General features: G+C 52.9%; 1 rRNA gene. It reads left to right on the forward strand.

The window, feature by feature from the left end:
- Positions 1 to 103: 103 nt before the first annotated feature.
- A 23S ribosomal RNA gene (locus ON33_RS08160) occupies positions 104 to 416 on the forward strand; the annotation flags it as partial.

Raw genomic sequence — 416 nt, forward strand, 5'->3', positions numbered from 1 at the left:
CTCGGATCTTCTGAGAAACTGCTGGCTGTGCCGGTAAGTCCTGATATCCCATCCGGGTGGGTGTGTTGTTTGAGAACTGCACAGTGGACGCGAGCATCTTTGTTAGTAAGTGTGTAAGAGCGTACGGTGGATGCCTTGGCACCAGGAGCCGATGAAGGACGTAGTAGGCTGCGATAAGCCTCGGGGAGCTGTCAAACGAGCTGAGATCCGAGGATTTCCGAATGGGGAAACCCAGCACGAGTGATGTCGTGTTACCCGCGCCTGAATATATAGGGTGTGTGGAGGGAACGTGGGGAAGTGAAACATCTCAGTACCCACAGGAAGAGAAAACAACATGTGATTCCGTGAGTAGTGGCGAGCGAAAGCGGAAGAGGCTAAACCATGCAGATGTGATAGACGGCAGTCGTTGTCTGTGT

Origin of the sequence: Nocardia niigatensis NBRC 100131 (genome assembly GCF_000308655.1) — a bacterium.
Taxonomy (GTDB): domain Bacteria; phylum Actinomycetota; class Actinomycetes; order Mycobacteriales; family Mycobacteriaceae; genus Nocardia; species Nocardia niigatensis.